We start from the raw sequence: 24,999 nt of genomic DNA on the forward strand, positions 1-24,999 counted from the left end.
ACACCCCCCGGATCATGCGTACGACAGGGGCGGTAAGTCATACCGGACCGAGCGACCGAGCAGTCCCCATCGGGGACGATCAAAAAGGTAACGGGCGAGGGAGCCGTAACGGGACCGCAGACGGCTGGACACGTCCGCGACGACCTGTTTGGCCAGGAACGGGTGCCCGTCCAGGTCCAGCCGGTAGGTGCCGGTGCGCAGGCACGACTCCACCAGCGACGGCGCCGACAGGCCGGCCACGTCGAGCACGGCGATCGACAGGGCGGACAGGGCACGGCCGACGGCCGGGTTGCGCAGCTGCACCACGACCCGGATGTCCGGCCGCTGCTCCCTGGTCAGCAGTGCCGCCTCTATGGTGTGCAGGTCGTCGGCGAGGACGCAGACGACCGCGAGGGCGCCGGCCAGGCCCGCCTCGTCCATCGTCTCGATGAGCCGTGGGCTGCCCACCACGACCGGCACACCCCAGCCGCGGACCACCCGGACCAGGCGCGCGTCGGCGTCGTCCTCCACCACGACGACCCGGACGCCGGCGAGATAGAGCTGCTCGACGGTGCGCAGTCCCACGTCGTCGAGCCCGCAGACGATGATGTGCCCACGCGGGCTCGTCCGGCCGTCCGTCACCGGAGCAGGATCAACCGCAACCATGTCGGCGAGATCAACGACGTCGCGGCCCCCGGGTGACCGGACTCCCCTTAGTCAGGGCGCGATGCGGGGCGGGCGGTTCTCATACGGCGTGGACAGCACCACCGTGGTCCGGGTGGTGACGTTCGCGGCCGTGCGGATGTCCTGCAGGAGGCGCTCCAGGTCGGCGGGGCTCTTCACCCGGACAAGGAGCATGTAGAAATCCTCACCGGCCACCGAGTAGCAGGAGTCGATCTCGGACAGATGGGCCAGCCGGTCCGGTGCGTCGTCGGGCTGGGACGGATCGAACGGGCGGATCGCCACGAACGCGGTCAACGGCAGGTCCAGGGCCTCGTAGGAGACCTTGGCGGTGTAGCCGTTGATGACACCCCGCTGCTCGAGCCGCCGCACACGCTGGTGCACGGCGGAGACGCTGAGGCCCACCCGCTCGGCCAAGTCGGTATACGACAACCGGCCGTCCGCGGTCAGGGCCGACACGATCGCCCGGTCGATCTCTTCCACGGCGTCACCCTACCGACCTCGGCGGCTCACCCCGTCATCGACCGGGCGATCACGAGCCGCTGGATCTGGTTGGTGCCCTCGACGATCTGCAGCACCTTCGCCTCCCGGAACCAGCGCTCCACCGGGTGGTCGGCGACGTAGCCGGCCCCGCCGAGCACCTGGACGGCGTCGGTGGTGACCTTCATCGCCATGTCGGTGGCGAACAGCTTGGCCTTGGCCGCCTCGATGGAGAACGGGCGGCCGGCGTCCTTGAGACGTGCCGCGTTCAGCAGCAGCGCGCGGGCCGCCGACACTCCGGTGGCCATGTCGGCGAGCATGAACCCGATGCCCTGGAACTGCGCGATCGGCTTGCCGAACTGCTCGCGCTCCTTCGCATACGCGGTGGCGTAGTCGACGGCCGACTGGGCGAGACCGACAGCGCAGGCGGCGATGCCGAGGCGGCCGGCGTCGAGGGCGCGCATCGCGATGGTGAAGCCCTGATTCTCCTCGCCGACCAGCCGGTCACGGGGGATGCGGGCGTCCTCGAGGACGATCTGGGCGGGCGCCGACGAACGCAGGCCCATCAGTCTCTCCGGCGACTGCGGCATCAGGCCGGGCGTGCCGGCGTCGGCGAGCAGGCAGGAGATGCCCCGGGGGCCGGGTCCACCCGTACGGCAGAAGATGTTGTAGAAATCGGCCTGGCCGGCGTGCGTGATCCAGGCCTTGGTGCCGGTGACCAGGAAATCGTCGCCGTCGGCGACGGCCTTGGTGGTGAGGCCGGCGGCGTCGGAGCCACCGTGCGGCTCGGAGAGCGCATACGCCCCGAGCAGTTCCCCGCCGACCATCTCGGGCAGCATGGCCCGCTGCTTGCCGGTGCCGAACTCGGCGACCGGGAAACACGACAGCGTGTGCACGCTGACCGCCTCGGCGATGCCCAGCCAGGTGCCCGCGAGGATCTCCAGCACCTGGACATACACCTCATAGGGCTGGGCCGCGCCGCCGACGTCCTCCGGGTAGGGCAGGCCGAGCAGCCCGGACCGGCCGAGGGTGCGCAGGACGTCGCGGGGGAACTCGCCGCGCGCCTCGAAGTCGTCGACCTTGCCGGCCAGCTCGCGGGTGGCGAGCTCGGTGGTGAGGTCGAGCAGGTCGTGAGCTTCAGGGGTGGGAAGCAGTCGATCCACGGTCATGAAGGCAGCTTAACGGTCGTTAACAGCCGGGGTGACCAACCCGGTCTCGTACGCCAGCACCACGGCCTGTGCCCGGTCGCGCAGATCCAGCTTCGCAAAGATCCGGGCCACGTGAGTCTTCACCGTCGCCTCGCTGAGCGTCAATGCCTCGGCCAGCTCGGTGTTCGACAGGCCGCGCCCGAGCAGGGTCAGCACCTCCCGCTCGCGCGGGGTGAGCACGGCCAGGTCACGGTGCACGGCGGGCGGCTCCCCCACCCCGGCGAAACGCTGCACCAGGCGACGGGTGATCGACGGGGCGAGCAGCGCGTCGCCGGTGCCGACCAGCCGGACCGCGGCGGCCAGGTGGTCCGCGGTCACGTCCTTGAGCAGGAAACCGCTGGCACCGGCGGCGAGCGCGGCGTAGACGTACCGGTCCAGGTCGAAGGTGGTCAGCATGAGGATGCGACACGACGGGGTACGGGCCAGGATGCGCCGGGTCGCCTCGATGCCGTCCATGCCGGGCATCCGGACGTCCATCAGGATCACGTCGGGACGCAGCCGGCGTTCGGCCTCGACCGCGGCGGCCCCGTCGGCGGCCTCACCGGCGACGTCGAGGCCCCGCGCGGTGAGGATCAGCCGGAACCCGGTGCGGATCAGCTCCTGATCATCGACGATGAGAACCCGCGGCCCGGTCATCGGACACCCCGCGCCCGGCTCACGACGCGTCCAGCGGGAGTCGTGCGCGGACCCGGAAACCGCCGCCGAGCCGCCGGCGCGCGTCGAGGTCGCCGCCGTAGACCGCGACGCGTTCGCGGAGCCCGGCCAGCCCTCGCCCGGCGCCGTCACCCGGCGGCGCGGCGGGCGGCACGTCGCCGGTCAGCACGCTCGGGCCGGTGGTCAGCACCTCCACGCGCAGGGCGTGCTCGGCATACCGGATGGTCACCTCGGCCTTTCCTCCGGATCCGTGTTTGAGGGCGTTGGTCAGGGCCTCCTGCACGATCCGGAACGCCGTGACGTCGATGCCGGTCGGCAGCGGCCGGGGCTCCCCCGAGACGCGGACCTCGACCGGCAGGCCGGCGAACGCGATCCGGTCCACGAGCGGGCTCAGCCGGGCCAGGGTCGGCTGCGGCGCGAGCCCCGGGTCCTCACCGCCGGCCGGGTCGGGCGCCAGCAGGCCGAGCAGGTTGCGCAGCTCGGTCATGGTGTCCCGGCCGGCGCGCTCGACCGCGGCGAGCGCGGCGCCGGCCTCGGCGGGCATCGTGGCGAGCACCTCCCGGGCCGCGCCCGCCTGCACGATCATGACGCTGACGTTGTGGCTGACGATGTCGTGCAGCTCGTGGGCGATCCGGGCGCGCTCCTCGTCGACGGCGGCCCGGGCCGCGGCCGCGCGCTCGCGCTCCAGCAGCCAGCCGCGCTCCCCCATCGCCCGCTCGTGGCGCAGCCGGGCCCGGCGCAGCAGGAACGCCAGGGTCACCGTGGCCGCGCCGGTCACCGCGAGCATCACCGTCACCACGCCGACCACCTTGGCACGCCGGGACGGCGGCGCGCATCACCCCGTGGACGGGGCGCATACATCTGCGGGATGAGACCACCGGGCCGCTTGCATCCGGCGGCCGATGCCGGGGCGTGCCGTCGATCCGTAGCGTCCGGTGGCATGACGACAGAGACGGTGGTCCGGCTCGACCGGGTACGCAAGGAATACGGCGAGACGGCCGCCCTGGACGGGGTGTCGCTGACGATCCGCCGGGGCGAGGCGGTCGCCGTGATGGGCCCGTCCGGGTGCGGCAAGTCCACCCTGCTCAACATGATCGCCGGCCTGGACCGGCCGACGTCCGGGGAGGTGACCGTGCACGGCGAGCGCCTCGACGCGATGAACGAGACGAGGCTCGCGCTGTTCCGCCGCCACCACCTCGGCATGATCTTCCAGTTCTTCAACCTGCTCGACGATCTGTCCGCGCTGGACAATGTGGCCCTGGCCGCCCAGCTGACCGGCTCGTCGGCGGCCACCGCCCGGCGCCGTGCCCTGGAACTCTTCGACGAGCTGGGCATCACCGACCGGCGGGACGTCTATCCGGCCGCGCTCTCCGGCGGTGAGAGGCAGCGGGTGGCGGTGGCCCGGGCGCTGATGAACCGGCCGGCGCTGCTGCTGGCCGACGAGCCGACCGGCGCCCTGGACAGCCGGGCCGGCGAACAGGTGATGGACCTGCTGATCGACCTCAACCAGATCGGGCAGACGCTGCTGATCGTCACCCACGACGCGCGGCTCGCGCACCGCTGCGCCAGCCGGCTGGTGGAGCTGGCCGACGGCCGGATCGCCGCCGAGTCCGCCCTGGACCGGGTGTGAGCGCCGTGTGGGCGGCCGCGCGGGCCGCGATCCGCCGGCGGCGGCTGCAGACCTTCGTGATCGCGCTGGTGGCGCTGCTGTGCACGGCCACCGCCGTGGTGTCGCTGGCGCTGCTGGACGCGACGTCGGCGCCGTTCGACCGGGCGTTCGAGCAGCAGCAGGGCCCGCACGCGGTCGCGTTCTACGATCCGGCGAAGGTGACACCGGAGCAACTGGCCGGAGCACGCAACGGGGTGGCCGCGGGGGCCGGGCCGTTCGGGCAGACCGTCGCCGAGACGCGGGCCGCGGGTCCGGTCGGCTCGATGCTGGGGCCGCTCGCGATCGTCGGCCGCGCCGACCCGGCCGGCGAGGTGGACCGGCTCGACGTGTGGCGCGGGCGGTGGCCGGCCGCACCCGGGGAGATCACGCTGAACGCCCCGCCCGAGGACGACGCCGGCTTCGCCCGCGGCCCGATGGGGCACCTGAGCACGCTGACCGTGAACGGGACGACCCTGACCGTGGTCGGCTGGGCGTACAGCGTGAGCCACTCCGCGGACGCCTGGGTGACCCCGGAGCAGATGACCGCGTGGCGGCCGTCCGGGCTGCAGATGCTGTACCGGTTCGCCGGCGACGTGTCCACCCGGGACGCGGTCGAGGAGCGGCTGGCCGGGGTGCTGCCCGGCGGGGCGCTGCTCGCGGCACAGCCGTACCAGGTGGTCAAGGAGGAGGCGGCCGAGACCGCCGGCGTCTACCTGCCGTTCCTCGGCGCGTTCGGGGTGCTCGGCCTGCTGGTCGCGGTGATCATCGTGGGCAACGTGGTGAGCGGCGCGGTGGTCTCCGGCTTCCGGCACATCGGCGTGCTCAAGTCGCTCGGCTTCACCCCGCGCCAGGTGGTCGGCGTCTACCTGACCATGGTGATCGTCCCGGCGACGGCCGGCGCGATCCTCGGCACGGGGCTCGGCGCCGTCGGGGCGCAGCCGCTGCTGGCCGACACGTTCCGCGGCCTCGGCTACGGCCAGGGCACCGGCGTGGAACTGCGGGTGTGGGCGGCCGGGCTGCTCGGCGTACCGGCGCTGGTCCTGGTCGCCGCCCTGCTCCCGGCCTCCCGGGCGCACCGCCTCTCGGCGGCCGAGGCGATCAGCGCGGGCAGCGCGCCGCGACCGGGTCGCGCCTTGCGGGTGCAAAGACTTCTCGGGGGTACGCGACTCCCGCGCTCGATCAGCCTCGGCCTGGGCCTCCCGTTCGCCCGTCCCGGCCGGACCGCTCTGACCATGGCGTCGCTGCTGATCGGGGTGACCACGGTGACGCTCGCGACCGGCCTGGCCGGCACGCTGATCGAGACGTCCCGGCTGGACGCGGCGGCCGGCGGCGACGTCGGGGTGCGCCCGGGGGTGGCCGGGCCGGCCGGGGGGCCGACGACGGAGCGCGGCGACCGGGAGATCGAGGCGCTGCTGCGGGGCCTGCCCGGCGCCGCGAAGGTGGGCGCGTCGGCCGGGCTCACGGTCCCGGTGGTCGGCCAGAGCTCGCCGGTGCAGGTCAACTTCATCCGGGGCGACGTCGCCGCGATGGGCTACCAGGCGCAGCTGCTGGAGGGCCGGTGGCTGGCCGGGCCGGACGAGGTGGTGGCGTCGGCCGAGCTGATCAACAAGCGCGGGCTGGCGGTCGGCGACACGATGGTCCTGCAGCTGGAGGGGGGCCGGACGACGGTCACCATCGTCGGCGAGACCATGCAGTCGCTGCCCGGGCCGGGTGACGGCCTGTTCGCCGCCTGGCGGGACCTGCCGGGACTCGACCCGTTCGCCTTCTACTACCAGGTGGAGCTGGCCGAGGGCGCCGACGTGCAGGCGTTCACGGCGGCGGTGCGGGCGGCCGACCCGGGCCTGACGGTCTGGGACAACACCGACGTGACCGACCTGACCATAGTGATCACCGGCATCTCCACCGTGCTGGCGCTGCTGCTCGCCGCGGTGGCCGCGCTCGGGGTGCTCAACACGGTGGCGCTCAACGTCCAGGACCGGCGCCGTGACCTGGGGATGCTCAAGTCGATCGGGATGACCCCGCGTCAGGTGCTCACCATGCTGGTCACGTCGATGGCCGCGCTCGGGGTGGCCGGCGGGCTGCTCGGCATCCCGTTCGGGATGGCGGCGCACCGGCTGGTGATCCCGCTCGCCGCGGACGCCGCGAAGGTGACCCTGCCGGACTACGTGATGCGGGTGTGGGACCCGGCGACGCTGGCGCTGCTGGTGGTCAGCGGCGTGCTGATCGCGGTCCTCGGCGCGCTGCTGCCGGCCCGGTCGGCGGCCCGGCTGAGCATCGCCCGGGTGCTGCACAACGAGTGACGCCGTCGACCGGCCACGGCCCGGAGCGGATGCTGGGGGGTCACCGCTCCGGGCCGCCGGCGCCTCACCTGTCCCCGTGGATCAGGTGAGACGAGGTCAGACCACCTTCTGGATGGTCACGTCGTCGATCTCCTCACCGGTCAGGCAGGACGCCGAGGACGTCGCGCCCGACGTGGTCTTCCACGTGCCGTAGATGGTCCGCGTCTGCCCACTGGTGATCTTGTAGCAGACCACCTTGACCCGGAACGACGAACCGTTCGTCGCGGTGGTGCACTTCGCGGTGCCGGTACGGCCCGAGTAGTTCGTCGAGCAGCCGCTGAGCGCGGCCTGCGCGGAGCCCGGCGCGGCGAGGACCAGTCCGGCCGTCACCAGACCACCGACAGCCAGGGCCTTCGCGGTACGACGGATGGTGTCCACCATGGTGTTACCCCTTTCCGGTCGATCAGGTCTGATCGATCACTGAGGCGAATCATGACGCCACCCGTTGATACATTCCCTATACATGAGGTTCACGGTGCTCGGTCCGGTCAGCGCCAGCGTCGGTGATCAGCCGATCCCGATCACCCGGGCCCAGCGCCGGGCCGTGCTGGCGTTCCTGCTGTGGCACGCCAACCACGCCGTGACGGTCACCGAGCTGATCGACGCCCTGTGGGAGACCGAGCCGCCGGCCACCGCGCGGACCCAGGTGTTCGCCGCCGTGTCGGCGGTCCGCCGGGCGCTGCGGGCGGCCGGCGCCGAACCGGTGACCAGTGTGCACGGCGGCTACCGGCTGGACGCCGGCCCGGCACAGCTCGACCTGCTCGCCTTCGGGGAGGCGGTGACCGCGGCCCGCGAGCACGCCGCACGCGGCGACCTCGGCACGGCGGTGACCGTCCTGCGGGAGGGCCTGGCCCTGTGGACCGGCCCGGCCCTCGGCGGGGTCAGCGGCGCCTGGGTGGAGCCGGCCCGCGCCTCGCTCGACGACAGCCGGCTGACCGCGCTGGAGCAGCTGTTCGCCTGGGAGCTGGAGCTGGGCCGCCACGACGCGGCGCTGACCGAGCTGACCGCCGCCGTCACCGCCGCGCCGCTGCGGGAACGGCTCGCCGGCCTGCTGATGCTCGCGCTCTACCGGGCCGGGCGGCAGGCCGAGGCGCTGGCCGTCTACCGGCGCACCCACCGGCTGCTGGTCGACGAGATCGGCGTCGAGCCCGGCCCCGAGCTGACCGCCCTGCACCAGCGGGTCCTCGCCACCGACGAGACGCTGCGCGCGCCGGTCACCGCCCGGCCGGCCACGCCGCGGCGGCGGTTCCTGCCCCGCGACATCCCCGACTTCACCGGCCGCGGCGCCGAGCTGGACCACCTGGACGAGCTGACCACCGACGCCGACCTGCTGGTGGTCGGCACGGTCGGGGTGGGCGGGGTCGGCAAGTCGGCGCTGGCGGTGCACTGGGGTCACCGGGTCGCGGACCGGTTCCCCGACGGTCAGCTCTATCTCAACCTCCGGGGGTACGAGGAACGCGCCCCGCTGCGCCCGGCCGAGGCGCTGAGCGCGCTGCTCGGCGCGCTCGGTGTGCCGCCGCAGCAGGTGCCGTCCGACGTCGACGGGGCGTCCGCCCTGTTCCGGGCCACCCTCGCCGGGCAGCGGGTGCTCCTGCTGCTGGACAACGCGCGCTCCGCCGAGCAGGTCCGCCCGCTGCTGCCCGGCTCGTCCCCCGCCCTGGTGCTGGTGACCAGCCGGGACACGCTCAGCGGCCTGATCGCCCGGGACGGCGCCCGCCGGCTGGACCTGGGCCTGCTGCCGCACGCCGACGCGCTCGCCCTGATCACCCGCATCCTCGGCGCGCAGCGAGTGGCCGCCGAGCCGGACGCCGCCGGCGAGCTGGTCGCGGTCTGCGGACGGCTGCCCCTGGCGGTCCGGATCGCCGCCGCCCACCTCAGCGTGCGGCCGGAGCAGAGCATCGCCGGCTACGTCGCCGAGACCCGGCTGGACTCCCTCGCCATCGAGGGCGACCCGGCGAGCAACCTGCGGGCCGTCTTCGACCAGTCGTACCGGGCGCTGACCGCCGGGCAGCAGCGTGTGCTGCGGCTGCTCGGCCCGGTCCCGGGCGGCGACGTGACCGCCGAGGCGGCAGCCGCCCTGTCCGGTGACGATCCGGCGGTGACGGAGGCGACTCTGCGGGCGCTGGCCGACGCCAGCCTGCTCGTCGAGCACCGGCCGGACCGCTTCACCCTGCATGACCTGACCAGGGAGTACGCCCGGAGCCGCACCGACGCCACCGAGTGGGGCCCGGCGCTCGGGCGGCTCACCGGATGGCTGGTCGAGACGGTCGAGTCGGCGGTCGCCGTGCTGCACCCCGGATACGTGCGGGCGCCCGGCAGCGCCCCGGCCACCCGGTTCGCCGGCCAGGCCGAGGCCCGCGACTGGTTCGCCGCCGAACTCGCCAACATCATCGCCGTGATCACCTCCGGAACGGCTCTGGGCTGCCGGGACGCCGTGTGGCGGCTCGCCTTCGCCTGCCGGTTCTTCTTCAACGGGCGGCTCGACGGGAGCACCGCGCTCGCGCTGGGACGGGCCGCCGTCGAGGCCGCCGCCGGGACCGGCGACCTCCGGGCGAGGGCCGCCGCCGAACTCGTGATGTCCCGCGCCTACACCACCGACGCGCACGACGACCGGTGCCGGATCCACGCCCGGCGCTGCCTCGACCTGGCCCGCGACGCCGGCTGGCACGACATCGAGGCCGACGCGCACAACTCGCTGAGCGTGCACCACATGTTCACCGGCGAGCTGCGCCTGGCGGCCGAGCACGCGCGGCGCGCCTTCGACCTCACGATGGCGTCCGGTGTCGTACCCCCGCAATATCTCGGCAAAGTGGGTCTGATCATGCTGTTGATCGGGCAGCTGGCCGAGGCCGCCGACTGCTTCGAGCGCACCCTGGCCAGCGACAACCACCGGGCCGGCTTCAGCCGGGCGATCACCCTGCTCAACCTGGCCGAGACCCGGCGGCTGCAGGGCCGCTACGACGAGGCCGCGCCGCACCTGGACGAGGCGATCGGCTACCTGACCGCCGAGGGCAACCACCATCTCGCGGCACTGGCCCGGGCCGACCGGGCGGCGCTGCTGCACCGGCAGGGCCGCCGTCAGGAGGCGTGGCGGATGATCGACGAGTCCCGGGCCGTGATCGCCCGCCGGTCCGACGTGATGAGCAGCTGGCAGATCACCCAGCAGCACGCCCAGATGCTGATCGCCGCCGGCCGGACCGCCGAGGCGATCGACGAGTTGCTGGCCGCGATCGACGGCGTCCGGTCCCTCGGCATCCGGCAGCCCGCGACCCAGCTGCAGGTCATCCTCGCCCGGGCGCACGCCGACAGCGATCCGGGACGTGCCGCCGACCTGGCCGGCGAGGCCGTGGCCGCCGCCCGCGACGGGCAGTTCCTGCTGCTCGAAGGGCAGGCGCTGACCGTTCTGGCGGTGGCGCTGCGGCGGCTCGGACGCGACGCGGAGGCGCTCGCCGCGGCCAAGGAGGCGCTCGGCGTCCACGAGCAGACCGGCCACGAGCCGGGCCGCGAGGAGACCGCCGCGCTGCTGGCCGAGCTGGAGGGGGCAGACCGGACGGGCACCCCGGAATAGGGTGATCGACATGGAATACGTACGTCTCGGCCGCACCGGCCTGAAGGTGTCCCGGATCTGTCTCGGCATGATGACCTACGGCTCGCGGGACTGGCGTGACTGGGTGATCGACGAGCAGGCCGCCGCCCCGATCGTGCGGCGGGCCGTCGACCAGGGCATCACCTTCTTCGACACCGCCGACATGTACTCGGTGGGCGGCAGCGAGGAGATCACCGGACGGCTGCTGCGTTCCCTGTTCAGCCGGCGCGACGACTACGTGCTCGCGACGAAGGTGTTCTTCCCGGTCGGTGACGGCCCCAACGACCGCGGCCTGTCCCGCAAACACATCATGGCCTCGATCGACAGGTCGCTGCGGCGGCTCGGCACCGATCACGTCGACCTCTACCAGATCCACAGGTGGGACCGGGAGACCCCGATCGAGGAGACCATGGAGGCGCTGCACGACGTGGTCCGCGCCGGCAAGGCCCGCTACCTCGGCGCCTCCACCATGTACGCCTGGCAGTTCGCGAAGGCCCAGTTCACCGCCGAGAAGCACGGCTGGACGAAGTTCGTGTCGATGCAGCCGCAGTACAACCTCGCCTACCGGGAGGAGGAGCGGGAGATGCTGCCGTTCTGCCTCGACTCCGGGGTCGGCGTGATCCCGTGGAGCCCGCTGGCGCGCGGGGTGCTCGCCCGCGGCCGGGCCGCCGAGTCGGTGCGCGCCCGCACCGACCAGATGATGGCCCGCCTGTCGACCGACGACGACTTCGCGGTCGCCGACGTGGTGGCCGACGTCGCCAAGGCCCGCGGCACGTCCCCCGCCCGGGTGGCCCTGGCCTGGCTGCTGTCGAAACCGGTGGTGACCGCCCCGATCATCGGCGCCTCGAAGCAGTCCCACATCGACGACGCCGTCGCCGCCGCCGACCTGAAACTGACCGCTGAGGAGATCGCCGCGCTCGAGGCCCCGTACCGCCCGCACGCCGTCATCGGCCACTAGGGTGGGGCGGTGAGCCGACCACTGCTGGCCGTTGACGCCCCCAGTCTGTACTTTCGTGCGTTTCACGGGATTCCGGAGAAAGCCGCGCAGACCGAGGCCGGGGAGCCGGTCAACGCGATTCGCGGGTTTCTCGACATGCTCGCCCAGCTGATCCGGACCCGGCGGCCGGATCGGCTGGTGTGTGCGCTGGACGCGGACTGGCGGCCGGCGTGGCGGGTGGAGCTGGTGCCGTCGTACAAGAAGCATCGGGTTGCCCACGGTGATGTCGAGGAGGTGCCGGCCTCGCTGGAGAAGCAGGTGCCGATCCTGCTGGAGACGCTCGCCGCGATCGGGATCCCGGCGTTCGGGGTGCCGGGCTACGAGGCCGACGACGTGCTCGGGACGCTGGCCGCCGGGCAGCCGGCGCCGGTCGAGGTGGTCTCCGGTGACCGTGACCTGTTCCAGCTGGTCGACGACGCGCGGGGCACGCGGCTGCTCTACTGCGGGCGCGGTGTGGCGAAACTGGAGGACGCCGACGAGGCGCTGGTGCTGGCCAAGTACGGCGTGGAGGCCCGCTGGTACGCGGACTTCGCGGCGATGCGCGGTGACCCGAGCGACGGTCTGCCGGGGGTCGCGGGCGTCGGCGAGAAGACGGCGGCCCGGCTGATCGAGCGGTACGGCGGGGTCGAGCAGATCCTGGCCGCCCTCGACGATCCGGACGCCGGGTTCGCGCCGGGCGTCCGGACGAAACTGGACGCCTCCCGCGACTACCTGGCGAAGGCGCTGCCGGTCTGCAAGGTCGCCACCGACGTGCCGCTGCCGCAGTTCGACCCGGTCCTGCCGCACGCCCCGCGCGACCCGGACGCGCTGCTGGCCCTGGCCGAGCGGTGGAACCTGGCCGGCTCGGCCCGGCGCCTGGTGGACGCCCTCGCGGGGTGAGAGCCCGGCGCCTGGTGGACGCTCTCGCGGGGTGAGAGCCCGGCGCGTGGTGGACGCCCTCGCGGGGTGAGAAAAGTTGCCGTCCGGGTGCGGGCGGGGGCGTGCTCTCAGGTCGGGGTCGTAGCCCCCGATACGGCGGGACGGCAACCCTGCCGCCCGACGAACGGAGTACGCATTGTCGACGCGAGTGGCTCGCGCGTGCTTCGGCGCCTGGACGCTGGTCCTGACCATCGTCTACTACGCCTTCCCGGAAGCGCACCTGTACAGCTGGGCGGCGCTCGGCTACTCGTGCGCGATCGCCGTGCTGGTGGGGGTGCGCCTGAACCGGCCGCGCCGCAGGCTGCCGTGGTATCTGATCAGCGCCGCTATCGCCTGTTTCACCACGGGTGACAGCGCGTACAACCTGATCATCGCGCTGGGCGAGACGCCGACGTTCCCCGGTGTGGCCGACTTCTTCTACCTGGCGTTCTATCCGCTGCTGACGGCCGGGCTGCTGATGATGATCAAGGCCCGGAACAGCGGGGACGCCAACCGGTCGGCACTGCTGGACGCCCTGGTGCCGACGGTCGGGCTGGGCCTGCTGGCCTGGGTGTACTGGATCGCCCCGTTCACCCGCTCCGAGCACCTGTCGATGCTGGAGAAGGTGGTCTCGATCGGCTACCCGCTCGGTGACGTGCTGGTGCTGGCGATGATCCTGCGGATGTTCACCGGTTCCGGCAAGCGGCTCGACTCGGTGGGCGCGTTCGGCGTCGGCATGGTCGGGCTGCTGATCTCCGACGTGTGCTACGGCCAGTCGCAGCTGAACAGCGCGTGGATGCTGGGCGGCCCGGTCGACCTGGGCTGGATCGTCTTCTACTCGGCGATGGGCTTCGCCGCGCTGCGGCCGTCGATGGCGTCGCTGACCGCGCCGATCGAGCGGCCGAACCCGGGCATGGGCAGCCACCGGCTGTTCTGGATGAGCACCGCCGCGCTGATCGCGCCCGGCGTGCTGGCGCTGGAGTACTGGCAGGGCCGGGACGTGGAACTCGCCCGTGGCGGTGTCGTCGACGCTCCGGTGATCGCGGGCGCCGCGGCGCTGATGTTCCTGCTGGTGCTGGGCCGGGTCGCGGACCTGGCACAGTCGCAGCGGCAGGCGGGCAGCCGCGAGCGGGCGCTGCGCGAGGCGGGGTCGCTGCTGTTCGCGGCCGCGACCGAGGAGGACGTGACCCGGGCAGTCCGGGAGGCCGTCGCCCGTCTGATGCCCGCCGACCAGCCGTACCACCTGCAGTTCCTGCCGCCCGTGGAGGGCCCGCAAGGGGAGACGACGGTACGCCGGGTCGCCGCCGCGGACCTGCCGGAGGGCTTCTCGTCCGGCGGTTTCAACCACGTCGTGCACGCCACCCAGCCGCTGTCCGGCAACCGGACCGGCCGGCTGGTGATCGGCGCCCCGGACCCGGTGCTGCACCTGATGCTGCCCGCCTTCGAGACGCTCAGCTCGCAGATCGCCGTGGTGCTGGAACGCATCGAGCTGACCGCCGAGGTGAGCCGCCGGGAGGGCGAGACCTGGTTCCGGACGCTGATCCAGAGCGCTGCCGACGTCATCCTGATCCTGGACGCCAACGGCACCATCCGGTACGCGACCCCGTCCGCCGAGACGCTCTTCGGGGAGGACCCGACCGGCTCGGCGCTGGCCGGGCTGATCGCCGACGACTCGCAGGAGGCGATGCGCGAGATCCTCTACCGGGTGCGGTCCGGCGTCGGCGACCTCGACGACATCCAGCTGACCGGGGTACGCGCCGACGGCCGTACCGTGGAGATCGAGTGCGACCTGCGGGACCTCCGCAACGACCCGAGCGTCGCCGGCCTCGTGGTGACTCTGCGTGACGTGACCGAGCGGCGTGGCCTGGAGAAGGACCTCACCCACCAGGCGTTCCACGACGCGCTGACCGGGCTCGCCAACCGGGTGCTGCTCAAGGACCGGCTGGAGCAGGCGTTCTGCGTCGCCGAGCGGGACGGCGCCACCCTGGGCGTGCTCTTCGTCGACCTCGACGACTTCAAGGAGGTCAACGACACCCTGGGGCACGCGGTGGGTGACCAGCTGCTGCTGACCGTGGCCCAGCGGATCTCGGGCAACATCGGCAAGGGCAGCACCGCGGCCCGGATGGGTGGCGACGAGTTCGCCGTCCTGGTCGAGCAGAGCGACTCGGTGGACGCGGCCGAGGAGGTGGCGGCGGCGCTCGTCGACGTCCTGTCCTCGCCGGTCGAGGTCACCGACGGCAACGGCAACAAGCACATGATCAGCGCCAAGTGCAGCGTCGGTGTCGCCACCAACCGGGACGCCGAGACCGCGACCGAGCTGCTGCGGCACGCCGACCTGGCGCTCTACCTGGCCAAGGGCAACGGCAAGGGCGGCTGGCAGCGCTACCAGAGCGACCTGCACACCGCGATGATGCAGCGGCTGGAGATGCGTACCGCCCTGCACGAGGCGATCGAGGACGAGCAGTTCGTGCTGCAGTTCCAGCCGATCGTCGAGCTGGTCGACCAGCGGATCACCGGCGTCGAGGCGCTGGTCCGCTGGCAGCACCCGGCCAAGGGGCTGCTCGGGCCGTACCACTTCGTGGAGGCGGCCGAGGAGAGCGGCGCGATCGTCGGGATCGGCGGCTGGGTGCTGCGCGAGGCGCTGCGGCAGTTCACGCAGTGGAAGAGCGAGAACCCGGACACCACGCTGCGCTACGTGAGCGTCAACGTGTCGGCCCGACAGTTCCGGACCGCCGACTTCGCCGACCAGGTGCGCGCGGCGCTCGCCGAGACCGGCGCGCGGCCCCAGTGGCTGCTGCTGGAGATCACCGAGAGCCTGGTGCTGCGCGACGCCGACCAGGTCCTCGCCGACCTCAAGGCGCTGCGGGCGATGGGTGTGCGCATCGCGATCGACGATTTCGGTACGGGCTACTCGTCGCTGAGCTACCTGCGGCAGATGCCGGTGGACGTGCTGAAGCTGGACAAGTCGTTCATCGACGACATCCTGCACAGCCGGCAGCAGCACGCGCTCGTCGACGCGATCGTCACCCTGTCGCACAACCTCGACCTGGCCGTCGTGGCCGAGGGCATCGAGGAGGCCGGCCAGCGCGCCGCCCTGGACGCGATGGGCTGCCAGTACGGGCAGGGATACCACTTCGCGCGGCCGCTGTGGCCGGGCGACATCCCGGCCCTGGCGGTGCAACCGGAGCCCTATCCGGTACGCCAGCAGGCGTCCGTGTGATGACATCCGACAGATAAGCCTGCGGGTGGTTAGACGGTTATCTACTGGCGCCGCGGCCCGGTAGGGGGCAGGGTCGGGGGTGTGCTGAACAACCCCGTGTGGGCCGCCCTCACCGGGCCGCAGGCGTGTTTCGCCGAGGCCGCGGGCAACGCCGCCCGATACCAGCCCGAGATCGCCCCGTTCGCCGCGCTCAGTGACCCCGCCGATCCGGCGGCCTGGCGCGACCTGGCGACGATCACCGACTACGCCGTGCTCACCGGCCCGTCGATCACCCCGCTCGAAGGGTGGCAGACCCACCGGGTGACGCCCGGGGTGCAGATGATCGGCCAGAGCATGTCCGGGGTGGAGGACCCGGAGGCCGTCCCGCTCACCGAGAAGGACGTGCCCGAGATGCTCGACCTGGTCGCGCGTGCCGAGCCGGGGCCGTTCCTGAAACGGACCATCGAACTCGGTCGCTACCTGGGCATCCGGGACGCCGACGGGCGGCTGATCGCGATGGCCGGCGAGCGGTTCCGGATGCCGGGGTGGACCGAGGTCAGTGCGGTGTGCACCGATCCCGCGCATCGGGGCAAGGGCCTGGGGGCGCGGCTGACGCTTGCCGTGGCGGCCGGAATTCTCGCCCGGGGTGAACTGCCGTTTCTGCATGCGGTGCACGACAACGAGAACGCTATTCGGCTCTATGGGCGGCTCGGGTTCACCCACAGTGCGGACGTAATTTTTGCCAGTTACCGATTTTTTGCTTGATTGCTCCGCTTCGCTCCGCGGCAAAACGCCTTTTAACCGGTGACGGGGCAGTCGATTTCCCGCCGCCCAGCAAACCCCGCTGGGCGTCGGGAAATCGGCTGCCCCGTCACCGGCGGCGTTTTGCGGGCCGTTCTGTGGAAACGTGCGCACTGGAAAAGTACGGGGCGTGGTTGCGGTTAAAGCGGCCCGTGGTTGCGGTTAGAGCTGGCCGTGGTTGCGGTTGAAGCGACCCGTGGTTGCGGTTAGAGCTGGCCGTGGTTGCGGTTGAAGCGGCCCGTGGTTGCGGTTGGAGCTGGCCGGGGGGGGTTAGAGCTGGCCGTGGTTGGGTGGGAGCTGGTCTGCCAGGTCGTATGCGGCTATGTGGGTGTATTTGTAGTCGATCGGGTCGTGGACGCTGTGGGTGCGGGCGTTGCGCCAGTGGCGGTCCAGGCCGTATTTGGCGGCGGCTGAGCTGGTGCCGCAGAGGGTGAACAGCTCCGAGCCGGCCTCCAGCGCCACCTCGCTGCTGAACGCCTTCGCGGCGGCCACCGCGAGGCTGCCGCGCGCCGCGGCGTCCGCGTCGGCCGGGACCAGACCGACCCCCTCGAGGGTACGGGCAGCCGACTCCAGCAGGGCCTCGGCAGCCAGGACACGGGTCGCCAGGCGGCCGTAGCGGTGCCGCACGTGCGGGTCGTCGGTGGCCGCGGCCGCGCCGTGCCGGACCGCCTCGGTCGACGGGCGGGCCTTCTCCCGCAGGTAGGCGCGGGCGTCCCGCAGCGCCGCCCCGGCGATGCCCACCTCGATGGCCGTGTGCACCAGCTGCGCCCGCGCGCCGAGCTGCTGCGGCACCTCGTAGGCGTGCGCGTAGTCGATGCGCAGTCCCGGCTCGACCGGGACCTGCCGGAACGTGGCGGTCCCGCTGATCGTGGCGCGCTGGCCGATCATGTCCCAGTCGGTGTCCACCTCGACGCCGTCCGCGTCGCGTGACACCAGGGCGAGCACCAGCCGGCCGCTCTCCTCGAGGGCGCTCACCGCGATCCAGGCGCTGGTCAGTGCGCCTGTCGTGTAGTACTTGACGCCGTCCAGGCGGCCGTCGGCGATCCGGGTCCGCAGGTCCTGCGCGTGCTTGCCGCCGCGCTCGGCCAGGGCGTTGCCGAGCCGCCGGCCGGCCAGCACGTCGCCGAGGATCCGCTTGCGAGCCTCCGGGCCACCGTGCACGGCGAGCACGTCGACCATCAGGAAATGGCCCTGCGGGATCTGGGCGATCGCCGGGTCGGCGGCGGCGATGATCCGGCTCACCTCGGCCAGGGTGCGCGGCCCGAGGCCGGGCCCGCCGTCGGACGCCGGCACGGTGATGCCGAGCAGCCCGGAGGCGTCGAGGGCGGCGACCGCCTCGTGCGGCACCACGCCGGCGCCGTCCCGGTCGCGCTGGATCGCGCCCGGGATCAGGGTCGCGGCGAGCTGGTGGGCGGCGGTGACCGCCTCGTCATGGGTCTGGGGTACGGCCATCAGCCGATCCTACGAACCCTGTCTCTCAAGTGACGCCCCGCGGGACCGATCTGCAGCGGCGTCACATTCTGCGAGGAGGAGCCGTGGACACAGCGAGCCGGAGGACGCCGCCGTCGCGGCACCGCCGCCCGGCCAGTGGGCTGCCCCCGGCCTACCTCGGCCTCGGCGCCCTCTACCTGGCCGCGCTGGCGACCTCCACGGTGAACCTGCTGTCGCCGCTGACCTGGTACGAGCCGGCCGCCGAGGTGGCCCGGATCTCGTTCGGCGTCGTCGGGCTGATCGCCGCGGTCCGGGCAGCGCGCCGGCCGGCGCTCCCGCCACGGTTGCGGCAGGCGTGGGGCGCGGTCGCCGCCTGCTTCGCGACCCTCGTCGTCGCCGTTCCGCTGCTGATGGCCTTCGGAAACGCCGGTGGGGCGCACTCGCACTGGGACGACGCCACCCATGTGGTGTTCGTGACGGCGCTGCTGATCGCGCTGCAGCGGTTCCCGCTGGCGCCGACGAACCGGCGGGACCGGATCAAGGCCGGTGTCGACGCGCTGACCGTGATGGCCGGCGGCTCGGTGGTGCTCTGGTACACGGCGATCGGCCCGATGCTGCACCGTTCCGGCTTCTCCGCCGACGTGCTGTTCAGCGCCGCCGTCTACCCGCTCGGCGACCTGGCGCTGCTGTTCAGCGCGGCCCGGGCGCTGCTGCGAGGCGCCGACGAGTCCGCTCAGCGGCCGTTGCGGATGCTCACCGCGGGCACCCTGATCCTCTTCACCGGCGACGCGGTGCACGGCTTCATGGACGGGCAGATGGAGGCCGAGATGCCGGTGTCCTGGCAGTTCTTCTGCTGGATCACGGCGGACGCACTGCTCGCGGGCGCTGCGATGGCCCAGGTGCGTGCCGCCCCCGTCTCCGCCGCCGAGCGCCGTGACCTGGGGATCGGCCGGTACCTGCCGTTCCTCGCGGTCGCCGTGGCGCAGGTGCTGATGCTGACCGAGGCCGCCCGGGACGGCGAGTTCTTCCCGTGGGGCGGGCTCGCCCTGGGCGGCGCGGTGCTCAGTGTGCTCGTGCTCTACCGGCAGACGCTGGTGCAACGGGAGAGCGACGAGCGCGCGCTCACCGACGGCCTGACCGGGCTGGCCAACCGCAGCATGTTCCGCAAGGTGTCGTACCGGACCCTGGCCCGCGGCCGCCGGATGGCCGTCCTGGTGATCGACATGAACGGGTTCAAGGAGATCAACGACACCCTCGGGCACAAGGCCGGCGACCGGGTGCTCGTCGAGTTCGCCGGGGTGCTGCGCCAGTGCGTGCCCGCCCCGGGCCTGCCGGTGCGCCTCGGCGGCGACGAGTTCGCGGTGGTGCTGCCGGAGATCAACCACGCCGAGGAGGCGTACGACGTGGCCGGCCGGCTCGCCGCGGCGCTGGGCCCGGTGATGGTGGACGGGCGGCTCATCACGCTCGCGGCCAGCATCGGGGTGGCCGTCACCGCTCCCGGCGAGCTCACCCACGACGAGATCGTGCACCGCGCCGACCTGGCCATGTACCGGGCGAAGTCGCTCGGGCCGGAGACCCGCTGGGCGATCTGGCAGGAGTCCCTGGAGCCGTCGGCATCGACATCCGTCGATGAGATTGCGGCCGCTGCCTGATTGCCCCGGCTCGTTACGTTGGCGGGCATGGTGACGCGGCGCAGCGACGGCATCCTGTCCGCCTTCCGCATCGAGGCGGGGCCGGAGCCACGGATCACGTTCCGTGGGCGCGCCGACGGCGGGTGCACCGCGTCCACGCCGTACGAGGCGCTGCCCGACCTGATCGCGCACTTCGAGTCGCTGCCGTTGCTGCGGCCCGCCCCGCACGGCAGCGGCGACTGGGAACGTCTCGTGCACTACCTGCGGGAACTCGCCCGTACCGGCGAACTCACCGCCGACCTGGAGATCGGCGTGGCCCGTGATCGGGTGGCCGCCCACTTCGCCGCGGCGACTGACAGGTTTATGCCAGACCCATCGGATCCGATGAGCGCATGAAGCGTGCACTGGCACTGATGCTGTCCGTCGTACTGGCGCCGTTCGCGGTGCCGACGGCCGCGGCAGCCACTGTTTCGAACGACGCCGTCATCACCTGGAACGAGAACGCCCAGACCGCGATCTGGGACGTCGCCCGCGAGAACCCGTGGGTGCAGAGCCGCAGTTTCGCGATGGTGCAGGGCGCCGTCTACGACGCCGTCAACGCCATCGCCGGCAAGCCCTACCAGCCGTACCTGTCGGCGCCCCGGACCACCGGCCGTGAGTCGACCGACGCCGCCGTCGCCGCGGCCGCCCACCGGGTGCTCGCCGCCCTCTTCCCCGCCCAGCAGGAGCGGCTCCAGGCCCAGTACGACGCCTACCTGGCCGGCATCCCCGACGGGCGGGCCGAACAGTCCGGCATCGCCGTCGGCGAACGCACCGCCGACGCCATGCTCGCCGCCCGCAGCGGAGACGGCGCCTTCGGGGTCGAGGCGTTCCCCGTCGGCGACCAGCCCGGCCAGTGGCGGCCCACCCCGCCCACCTTCGCCAACGCCGGCGCCTGGTCGGCCGACCTGCGGCCGTTCGTGCTGCCCCGGGCCGACCTCTTCCGGACCGCCGGGCCGCCGTCGTTGACCAGCGCCGCCTACACCCGCGACTTCACCGAGATCAAGGCGATCGGGGCGGTGGACAGCACCACCCGCACCGCCGACCAGACCGACGCCGCCCGCTGGTGGCACGACCGGCGGCTCGGCCAGTGGGAGATCAACCGGCAGCTTGCGGTCAGCCGGCGGCTCTCCGCGCTGCAGACCGCCCGGCTCCTCGCCATGGTCAACATCGCGGCGTCGGACGCCAACACCGCCTGCTTCAACGAGAAACGGCACTGGGGCTTCTGGCGGCCGGTCACCGCGGTCCAGCTCGCCGAGACCGACGGCAACCCGGCCACCACCGGTGACGCCTCCTGGATGCCGCTGCTGATCACGCCGGGCAGCCCGGATTACACGTCCGGGCACGCGTGCGCCACCGGGTCGAACATGACGATCCTGCGGCTGTTCTTCGGGCGCGACGACATCCCGTTCCACGCGACCAGCGCGGACACCGGGACGACCCGGTACTTCACCAGCTTCTCGGGGGCGCTCGAGGAGCTGATCAACGCCCGGGTGTGGGGCGGGATCCACTTCCGTTCGGCCGACGACGCGGGGGCGGGGGTGGGCGCCAGGACGAGCGTCTACCTGTATCTGCACGCGTTCCGTCGCCGCTGAGGGCACCGGCCGGCCGTGGGGGCTGCCATCCCGGTCCGGGAACAGTTCTCACGGGCGGCCGACGCCGGCGCCGGACCGGGCGTCAGGGCTGTTCCGGTCGAGGCGGGACGGCCCTCACCGCCGGCCGTCGCATCAGCCCGGCGGGCGCGCTTCGGCCGTGCGCCGGGCGGGCGTCGCGGGGACAGCCACGGGGCTGTTCGTGGGTCGTACAAAATTTCGGGGTTGTTTCGGGGTCGGGTTTGATCTTTTTTGTTCGGACATAAGAAATTCATGAACGTCATCATCCGGTGACGTGCGGCTCCCGTAGATGTGTGTAGTCCGAATCGGACGACACAAAGGAGCCGTTCCATGCCCCTCTTCCCCCGCCCCCTGATGGCCGGCCTCACCGCCGCGCTGATCACCATCGGTCTGCTGGCTTCCCCGGCCGAGGCCGCCCCCACCGGGATCCCCTCGAAGTCGACGGCCCAGACCTACCTCACCGCGCTGACCGTCGCCGCCGAGGCGAACGCCGACAGCTACGACCGTGATCTGTTTCCGCACTGGATCACCATTTCCGGGACCTGCAACACCCGCGAGACGGTGCTGAAGCGGGACGGCACGAACGTGGTCGTCAGCTCGGCGTGCGCCGCCACCTCCGGTTCGTGGTATTCGCCCTACGACGGCGCGACCTGGACCGCGGCCTCCGACCTCGACATCGACCACGTGGTGCCGCTCGCCGAGGCGTGGCGGTCCGGCGCCAGCGCATGGACCACCAGCAGGCGGCAGAGCTTCGCCAACGACCTGACCCGCCCGCAGCTGATCGCCGTCACCGACAACGTCAACCAGTCCAAGAGCGACCAGGATCCGTCGACGTGGCAGCCGTCGGTCACCTCGTACCGGTGCACCTACGCCAAGATGTGGATCGCGGTGAAGTACTACTACTCGCTGACGCTCCAGTCGTCGGAGAAGACCGCGCTGCAGACCATGCTCAACACCTGCTCCAGCTGAACCGGCACCCGGAGGGCGGCCGACGTGCGCCGCCCTCCGGGTCACCGCGTCTCGGACAGCCGATGCTCCAGGTAGGCGCGGCACTCCGGCCACTCCTCGACGACCACCGAGAACAGCGCCGAGTCCCGCAGCCGGCCCTCCTCCCCCGGCGCCCAGGAACGCGACCAGCTCCGCAGCACACCCTCGAACCGGGCGCCCACCCCCGCGAGGGCCGAACGCGACCGGGCGTTACGCGCGTCGGTGCTCAATCCCACGCGCTGCGCGCCCCACCGTTCGAAAGCATTTTTGAAAAGCAGGTACTTGGCTTCCAGATTGATCCCGGACCGCTGCGCGGACGCCCCGAGCCAGGTGAATCCGACATCGATGGCCGACAATGGAGTTCCTCGCGGATCCCAGTAGGCCGTCACACCGACGGCCCTTCCGGTTCGATGACAGATCTGGGCGTACGGGGTGAGCCCGTCCCGTGCCAGTTGCTCGGTGATGTAGTCGTCGACGGTGGCGGCGGTCGGCACCCATGTCCAGGCGTAGGACTCCCGGCACTCGTCGGCGGCCACGGCCAGCCCGTCCGCGTGACAGTGGTCCAGCGGCTCCAGGCTGACGAGACGGCCGTGCAGGACAGGATGATCCATGAGAGTCTCCTCGGGGTCGCGGCTTGCCCGGCACGAACCGCACCGGACCCGGTCATCACCCGGGGCACCCCGCCCACGAAGCGGAGGGTTGCCGGCCAGCGAGCCGGGGCTTGACGCTGGCGCTCATGACCTGCGCGCAACATACCACCGTCGATGCTCCGGGGCTGTCGCTTTCCCGTCGCCGCCCACCCGCTGCGGGGCCGTCAGGAGAGGACGGGTGGAGGTGGCGTGGCGGTGAGGGCCACGGCGGCCTCGTCCAGTAACGGGGCGGCGGTGGTGGTGGCGGCGTTCACGATGAAGCTGAAGATCAGGAGGCGGCCGTCGGGGGCCGTCGCGTAGCCCGACAGGGCGTTGACTCCGGACAGGGTTCCGGTCTTGGCTCGGACGTTGCCGGCCGCCGGAGTGCCGCGCATGCGGTTGTGGAGCGTGCCGCCGACCACCGGATCCGGGTCGCCGGCGACCGGCAGGGCCGCCCGGAAAGCCGGGAACCAGGTGCGCCGCTGGGCCTTCTCCAGCACGGTGGTCAGCTGACGGGCGGTCACCCCGTTGCGCCGGCTCAAGCCGGATCCGTCGCCCATGGTGAGCAGGCGGGTGTCGACGCCGAGCCGGGCCAGTGCCGCGGTCGCGGCGGCCAGCCCGGTCGGCCAGTTGCCGGGCCGCGCCGGGTCGGCGGCTCTGGACATCGCCTTGACCAGCAGTTCGGCGATGCCGTTGTTGGAGAACTTCAACAGCGGGGTCACGATCTCGGCGAGCGGCGGCGACTCCTGCGAGGCCATCACCCGGGCGCCGCCGGGCACCGGCGCCCGCGACGTCCGGCCGGAGATCGTCACCCCGTGCCGCCCCAGCGCCGCCCGGAACAGCCGGGCGGTCGTCGCGGCCGGGTCGGGCACCGACACCAGGACGGTCCCGGACCGGCCCGCCGCCACCGACCCGCTGACGGTCACGCTTCCGGTACCGTGCGCGCGGACCGCCGCGGTCTTGTCGCCGCCGCTGGTGGTGGCCCGGTTGACGACCCGCACGCCGGCCGCGGGCGGCCACACCCGGATCGCCGGACGGTGGCCGGCCACGCCCTGATAACGGATCTCGACGGCGGCGTTGTCGAACCGGTCGGTGGCCGCGAAGGACAGCGCCGACACCGGCGCCGCCGACCCGGACGACTCGTCCTGCCAGGACCAGTCGAGGCCCAGCGGCACCCGGTCGAACCAGGTGTCGTCCAGGAGCAGCCGCGCATACCGTTTCGTCCGGGCCCGGGCCACCACGGCGGCGAGCCGGTCGATCCGCTGGTGGGTGAGGGTGGGATCGCCCTGCCCCCGCAGGTAGAGGTCGCCGCCCCGGACATGGACGGTGGTGCGGAACCGGTGACCGGCGCCGAGCACCTCCAGGGCGGCGGCCGAGGTCAGCAGTTTCTGGTTGGACGCGGGGAGCACCCGCAGCTCCGGATCACGCTGGTAGACGATCCGCCCACCGGAGGCCTCCCGCACGTCCACCGCCACCGTGGCCCCGGCCGGCCGCCGCTCCACGAAGATCCGGTCGAGCGCCGCCGCGATCGGGTCCGCGGGGCCGGCGACGGCGGCGGACGGCACGGGCAGGGCCAGCAGGACACCGAGGAGAACGACCGCGACAGCACGCATCGGCTCGATGGTCACACGGCGGCGGCCGGCGGCGGCGCGACCCGCCGCCGCCGTCGCCCTTCGGGTGACCATCGCCGCCGACGCGTCCGCCGGGATGGTGCGGACACGACGGCGCCGGCGTCACCCGTGCTGGGCGTTTACGAATCGGCGCAGGTCAGCCACGGGCCCGTCGGGTCTCGCGGGCGTTCGCCCGCTGGATCGCCTCGACCAGCTCCGGCTTGGTCATCCGCGACCGCCCGGTGACGTCGAGCCGCTTGGCGATGTCGAGCAGGTGCTTCTTGCTGGCGTTGGCGTCGACCCCGCCGGCGGTCTCGGCGCGGGTGTCGCGTCCACCGGCGGCCTTGGCGTCGCTGGGTCCCTTCTTCGCCTTGGGCTCCCAGTGGTCGCCGACCTTCTCGAACGAGTGCTTGACCGCCGAGAACGCGGTGCGGTGCGCCCGTTCGCCCTCGCCGTACTGGTCGACGGCGGAGTCGTGGGTCTTGATGAACGTGTCCTGCGCTTTCTTCGGCGACCGCTTGAGGGTGTCGGGGAGTTCGTCACGTCCAGGCATACCGGAGTGGTTGCCCGGGACAGGGCCCGGCAAACGC

Annotated in this window: 21 protein-coding genes and 1 riboswitch; of the genes, 11 read left to right on the forward strand and 10 right to left on the reverse strand. The window is 72.6% G+C overall.

Features of this window, described 5'->3' with window-relative positions; all coding sequences use genetic code 11:
• Window positions 1-12 precede the first annotated feature (12 nt).
• The 5 genes from BM290_RS07020 to BM290_RS07040 form a co-directional block, all read right to left on the reverse strand.
• Window positions 13-621, reverse strand: a complete 609-nt coding sequence (locus tag BM290_RS07020; RefSeq protein ID WP_177319617.1) for an NAD-binding protein — start codon at window positions 619-621, stop codon at window positions 13-15.
• A 75-nt stretch (window positions 622-696) separates the two neighbouring features.
• Entirely contained in the window at window positions 697-1,143 is a 447-nt protein-coding gene (locus BM290_RS07025) for an Lrp/AsnC family transcriptional regulator (protein ID WP_093611281.1), read from the reverse strand.
• 26 nt (window positions 1,144-1,169) lie between these two features.
• Window positions 1,170-2,309, reverse strand: coding sequence for an acyl-CoA dehydrogenase family protein (locus tag BM290_RS07030; RefSeq protein WP_093611283.1), 1,140 nt, complete (start codon window positions 2,307-2,309; stop codon window positions 1,170-1,172).
• A 9-nt stretch (window positions 2,310-2,318) separates the two neighbouring features.
• Entirely contained in the window at window positions 2,319-2,984 is a 666-nt protein-coding gene (locus tag BM290_RS07035) for a response regulator (protein ID WP_093611285.1), read from the reverse strand.
• Window positions 2,985-3,003: 19 nt separating this feature from the next.
• Window positions 3,004-3,789: a sensor histidine kinase gene (locus BM290_RS07040; protein WP_093612357.1), complete on the reverse strand. Its 786-nt coding sequence runs from the start codon at window positions 3,787-3,789 to the stop codon at window positions 3,004-3,006.
• 153 nt (window positions 3,790-3,942) lie between these two features.
• Between BM290_RS07040 and BM290_RS07045 the strand changes: the two genes are divergently transcribed.
• Window positions 3,943-4,632 (forward strand): ABC transporter ATP-binding protein, encoded by a 690-nt coding sequence (locus BM290_RS07045; RefSeq protein WP_093611287.1) that lies wholly within the window; start codon window positions 3,943-3,945, stop codon window positions 4,630-4,632.
• Window positions 4,629-6,950, forward strand: coding sequence for an FtsX-like permease family protein (locus BM290_RS07050; protein ID WP_177319618.1), 2,322 nt, complete (start codon window positions 4,629-4,631; stop codon window positions 6,948-6,950). The genes BM290_RS07045 and BM290_RS07050 overlap by 4 nt, the downstream gene beginning before the upstream one ends.
• 96 nt (window positions 6,951-7,046) lie before the next feature.
• On the opposite strand, the gene BM290_RS07055 is transcribed toward BM290_RS07050, so the two are convergent.
• A complete protein-coding gene (locus BM290_RS07055) occupies window positions 7,047-7,370 on the reverse strand; it encodes a hypothetical protein (protein WP_093611289.1) in 324 nt (107 codons plus the stop codon).
• 82 nt (window positions 7,371-7,452) lie between these two features.
• Here BM290_RS07055 and BM290_RS07060 point away from each other — a divergent pair, with 82 nt between their 5' ends.
• The 5 genes from BM290_RS07060 (at window position 7,453) to BM290_RS07080 (ending at window position 16,433) form a co-directional block, all read left to right on the forward strand.
• Window positions 7,453-10,557: an AfsR/SARP family transcriptional regulator gene (locus BM290_RS07060; protein WP_093611291.1), complete on the forward strand. Its 3,105-nt coding sequence runs from the start codon at window positions 7,453-7,455 to the stop codon at window positions 10,555-10,557.
• Window positions 10,558-10,567: 10 nt separating this feature from the next.
• Window positions 10,568-11,533 (forward strand): aldo/keto reductase, encoded by a 966-nt coding sequence (locus BM290_RS07065; protein WP_093612361.1) that lies wholly within the window; start codon window positions 10,568-10,570, stop codon window positions 11,531-11,533.
• 9 nt (window positions 11,534-11,542) lie between these two features.
• Window positions 11,543-12,451: a 5'-3' exonuclease gene (locus BM290_RS07070; RefSeq protein ID WP_093611293.1), complete on the forward strand. Its 909-nt coding sequence runs from the start codon at window positions 11,543-11,545 to the stop codon at window positions 12,449-12,451.
• 187 nt (window positions 12,452-12,638) lie between these two features.
• A complete protein-coding gene (locus BM290_RS07075) occupies window positions 12,639-15,689 on the forward strand; it encodes a putative bifunctional diguanylate cyclase/phosphodiesterase (RefSeq protein ID WP_239143266.1) in 3,051 nt (1,016 codons plus the stop codon).
• A gap of 81 nt (window positions 15,690-15,770) precedes the next feature.
• The gene (locus tag BM290_RS07080; protein ID WP_093611297.1) at window positions 15,771-16,433 is read left to right on the forward strand and encodes a GNAT family N-acetyltransferase; all 663 of its coding nucleotides are present in this window, start codon (window positions 15,771-15,773) and stop codon (window positions 16,431-16,433) included.
• Between the two features lie 306 nt (window positions 16,434-16,739).
• Here BM290_RS07080 and BM290_RS07085 read toward each other — a convergent pair whose 3' ends face one another.
• A complete protein-coding gene (locus BM290_RS07085; protein ID WP_093611299.1) occupies window positions 16,740-17,921 on the reverse strand; it encodes an acyl-CoA dehydrogenase family protein in 1,182 nt (393 codons plus the stop codon).
• 83 nt (window positions 17,922-18,004) lie between these two features.
• On the opposite strand from BM290_RS07085, the gene BM290_RS07090 reads away from it, so the two are divergent.
• The 4 genes from BM290_RS07090 (at window position 18,005) to BM290_RS07105 (ending at window position 22,152) form a co-directional block, all read left to right on the forward strand.
• A complete protein-coding gene (locus tag BM290_RS07090) occupies window positions 18,005-19,552 on the forward strand; it encodes a GGDEF domain-containing protein (RefSeq protein WP_239143265.1) in 1,548 nt (515 codons plus the stop codon).
• Between the two features lie 27 nt (window positions 19,553-19,579).
• Window positions 19,580-19,927, forward strand: a complete 348-nt coding sequence (locus tag BM290_RS07095; protein ID WP_093611301.1) for a hypothetical protein — start codon at window positions 19,580-19,582, stop codon at window positions 19,925-19,927.
• Entirely contained in the window at window positions 19,924-21,165 is a 1,242-nt protein-coding gene (locus BM290_RS07100; RefSeq protein WP_093611303.1) for a vanadium-dependent haloperoxidase, read from the forward strand. The genes BM290_RS07095 and BM290_RS07100 overlap by 4 nt, the downstream gene beginning before the upstream one ends.
• 372 nt (window positions 21,166-21,537) lie before the next feature.
• Window positions 21,538-22,152 carry an HNH endonuclease family protein gene (locus tag BM290_RS07105; RefSeq protein WP_239143268.1) on the forward strand — a complete coding sequence of 205 codons (615 nt, stop codon included), beginning with the start codon at window positions 21,538-21,540 and terminating at the stop codon, window positions 22,150-22,152.
• 41 nt (window positions 22,153-22,193) lie between these two features.
• Here BM290_RS07105 and BM290_RS07110 read toward each other — a convergent pair whose 3' ends face one another.
• From BM290_RS07110 to BM290_RS07120, 3 genes are all read right to left on the reverse strand, one after another.
• Window positions 22,194-22,781 carry a GNAT family N-acetyltransferase gene (locus BM290_RS07110; RefSeq protein WP_093611307.1) on the reverse strand — a complete coding sequence of 196 codons (588 nt, stop codon included), beginning with the start codon at window positions 22,779-22,781 and terminating at the stop codon, window positions 22,194-22,196.
• 14 nt (window positions 22,782-22,795) lie between these two features.
• Window positions 22,796-22,912, reverse strand: a riboswitch (SAM riboswitch).
• Between the two features lie 72 nt (window positions 22,913-22,984).
• The gene (dacB, locus tag BM290_RS07115) at window positions 22,985-24,412 is read right to left on the reverse strand and encodes a D-alanyl-D-alanine carboxypeptidase/D-alanyl-D-alanine endopeptidase (protein WP_177319619.1); all 1,428 of its coding nucleotides are present in this window, start codon (window positions 24,410-24,412) and stop codon (window positions 22,985-22,987) included.
• Between the two features lie 154 nt (window positions 24,413-24,566).
• The gene (locus tag BM290_RS07120) at window positions 24,567-24,962 is read right to left on the reverse strand and encodes a ChaB family protein (RefSeq protein ID WP_093611311.1); all 396 of its coding nucleotides are present in this window, start codon (window positions 24,960-24,962) and stop codon (window positions 24,567-24,569) included.
• Window positions 24,963-24,999: the final 37 nt, after the last annotated feature.

The sequence above is a fragment of the Actinoplanes philippinensis genome (assembly GCF_900113015.1).
GTDB lineage: Bacteria > Actinomycetota > Actinomycetes > Mycobacteriales > Micromonosporaceae > Actinoplanes > Actinoplanes philippinensis.